This is a genomic window from Bartonella callosciuri (assembly GCF_014203215.1).
In the GTDB taxonomy this organism is placed as follows: Bacteria; Pseudomonadota; Alphaproteobacteria; order Rhizobiales; family Rhizobiaceae; genus Bartonella; species Bartonella callosciuri.
The window spans coordinates 1-2164 of sequence record NZ_JACHIM010000023.1 but is presented as its reverse complement, the minus strand read 5'-3'; the positions used below and the strand labels follow the sequence as shown (position 1 = coordinate 2164).

General features: G+C 41.1%; 4 protein-coding genes and 1 pseudogene. 3 read left to right on the top strand and 2 right to left on the bottom strand.

The window, feature by feature from the left end:
• Positions 1 to 245: pseudogene (locus tag HNQ69_RS08105) on the top strand (hypothetical protein); the annotation flags it as partial.
• Here HNQ69_RS08105 and HNQ69_RS07490 read toward each other — a convergent pair.
• The gene (locus tag HNQ69_RS07490) at positions 223 to 645 is read right to left on the bottom strand and encodes a type II toxin-antitoxin system HicB family antitoxin (RefSeq protein ID WP_183229396.1); all 423 of its coding nucleotides are present in this window, start codon (positions 643 to 645) and stop codon (positions 223 to 225) included. The pseudogene HNQ69_RS08105 and the gene HNQ69_RS07490 sit on opposite strands and share 23 nt — an antisense overlap.
• Before the next feature lie 29 nt (positions 646 to 674).
• Positions 675 to 857 (bottom strand): type II toxin-antitoxin system HicA family toxin, encoded by a 183-nt coding sequence (locus HNQ69_RS07485; RefSeq protein ID WP_183229395.1) that lies wholly within the window; start codon positions 855 to 857, stop codon positions 675 to 677.
• Positions 858 to 1087: 230 nt separating this feature from the next.
• Here HNQ69_RS07485 and HNQ69_RS07480 point away from each other — a divergent pair, with 230 nt between their 5' ends.
• Positions 1088 to 1429, top strand: coding sequence for a hypothetical protein (locus HNQ69_RS07480; RefSeq protein ID WP_183229394.1), 342 nt, complete (start codon positions 1088 to 1090; stop codon positions 1427 to 1429).
• Positions 1410 to 2164: phage terminase large subunit (locus HNQ69_RS07475; RefSeq protein ID WP_210302716.1), on the top strand; the 755-nt coding region annotated here is incomplete at its 3' end. The genes HNQ69_RS07480 and HNQ69_RS07475, both read left to right, overlap by 20 nt.

Sequence of the window (2164 nt, the reverse complement as noted above, 5' to 3'; positions counted from 1 at the left end):
ATAGTCTTGAACGGTGGGTTCAAAAAGCAACCAATCACTATCAAGCCGTGCAAGAGACAATAAAGGAAGCACAATGCCTCTATAGACAGTATAATCTTTATGCAGCAATACAGTATCTTGTCATAGAAGATCAAACATTCCCCCATCTTGTGAGTTCATTGCGAGTTGTTCTTAATGCGCTTCAGAAGTACTTTGCACAAAAGCAATGTAATATTATAAGTTTTAAGCAGCATCTTGAATGTTAATTGTGACAGCTTTCCCGAGAACATGGAGAGTAGATTCTAAAGCCTCTAACTTTGTTTCATGATTTAAGTCTAACAATCGGTCAATTTGTATTGGGTGTAGTTTTAAAAGACGAGAAAGATCTGCTTTGCGTAAATTCTTTTCGACCATGGCATTGTGTATTGCGATTTTCAAAGTTACCAATAAAGAGACTTCAACAAAAGGATAGGCAACATTATAAATGCCACACGGGACAGATTCACGATCTTGGAAACGCCCCATAATAACTGTCAAAAGTGCGTTTTTAGCATTTTCTAAAGCTTCTGTTTCATTTTCGCCATAGGTTATGAATTCTTGAAAGTCTTTAGCGGTAACAAGAAGGGTATCATTATCATCTTTGATGAATTTAAGTGCATATTTCATTTGCACCTCCATTTTATTGCAATAAAAATTTATTTTAAATCAAGATCTTTGAGAATTTTGTTAACTAGTCCTGTTCCTAACTCTTTTCGAGCGCCATGCATTGGCAAAATTGTCTTTTTAGAACCACGTCTTACAATTAAATGCCCACCTTTCCCCGAAACAAAACTACAACCTTGTTTTGTAAGATATCTTTTTAATTCTTGACTGTTCATAATAGTAATATGGCATCTAAAATGTTTTAATGCAACATGTATGTTGTTATCACTATATATTCTTATGTTAAAAACAAACAATACAATATGTAGATTTTTCTATTGACAAAGTGTATCAAATTGTATTTAATGACAAATGCGGCACTGGTTGTATTGTATCTAGACGAGGGGCAGTGCAGTTTAAAATCCCCGCAAATGCGGGGTTTTTTATTATCTGGAGGGCGTATTTTATGACATTCGAAAATACAGAGCAGCTCTCTCACAGAACGCAAACTGTTACAAAAAGAACGCCCCCAAAGGCAGGTCAAGGGCGGGTAAAAGGTGTGCCCAATAAAACGACACGTCTTTTGAAAGAGGCTGTCATTAAAGCAGCTGAATTGGCAGGCAATAAGTATGGTAAAGAGGGGTTAATCTCTTATCTGGAAAAGCAGGCAATAAGATGCCCTGCGGCTTATTTGGTGTTGCTTGGGAAGATCTTGCCTCTTCAAGTGACAGGGGAAGATGGGGGAGCAATAAAGATGATAACGCGCGTGGAAATCGCGCCTTTGGTTGATGACAACGAGACAGATTAAGATTGTACCAAAGCTAATACCGATATTTACAGGCAAGGCAGCGGTGCGAGCGGCTTGGGGTGGGAGAGGGTCAGGCAAAACAAGATCATTTGCCTTGATGGCTGCTTTAAAAGGCTATCAATTTGGTAGGGAAGGAATATCAGGCACTATCCTTTGTGCACGGCAGTTTCAGAATTCTTTGGCAGAGAGTTCTCTGGAAGAGATTAAACGGGCCATTGAAGGTCATGACTTTTTAAAAGACTATTATAAGGTTGGGGAGTCGTCGATTAAGTCGATAGATGGGCGTATAGCCTTTCAGTTTTCCGGTCTTGACCGCAATATTGCCAGCATCAAGTCGATGGGGCGGATATTGCTGTGTTGGGTGGATGAGGCAGAGCCTGTCACAGAGACCGCTTGGCAAACGCTTATACCGACTTTGCGAGAAGAGGGTGAGGGATGGCATGCAGAGTTATGGGTCACATGGAACCCGTTGCGTGAGAATGCTCCTGTTGAGAAGCGGTTTCGTTTTTCAGACAATGAGGCAATCAAGCGTGTTGAGATCAACTGGTCAGATAATCCGAAGTTTCCGAAGATTTTGAATGAAGCGCGGTTGGATGATCTGAAGAACCGTCCCGAGACCTATAAGCATATATGGGAGGGGGCTTACCTTACAGCGGTTCAGGGTGCTTACTATCAAAGGGAAATGTTGGCAGCTGAGCAGGAAGGGCGGATAGGGCGTGTTGCGCGTGACCCTTT

Coding starts and splice junctions, on each gene's coding strand:
- HNQ69_RS07490 (WP_183229396.1), bottom strand. CDS start 645: ATGAAATATGCACTTAAATTCATCAAAGATGATAATGATACCCTTCTT.
- HNQ69_RS07485 (WP_183229395.1), bottom strand. CDS start 857: ATGAACAGTCAAGAATTAAAAAGATATCTTACAAAACAAGGTTGTAGT.
- HNQ69_RS07480 (WP_183229394.1), top strand. CDS start 1,088: ATGACATTCGAAAATACAGAGCAGCTCTCTCACAGAACGCAAACTGTT.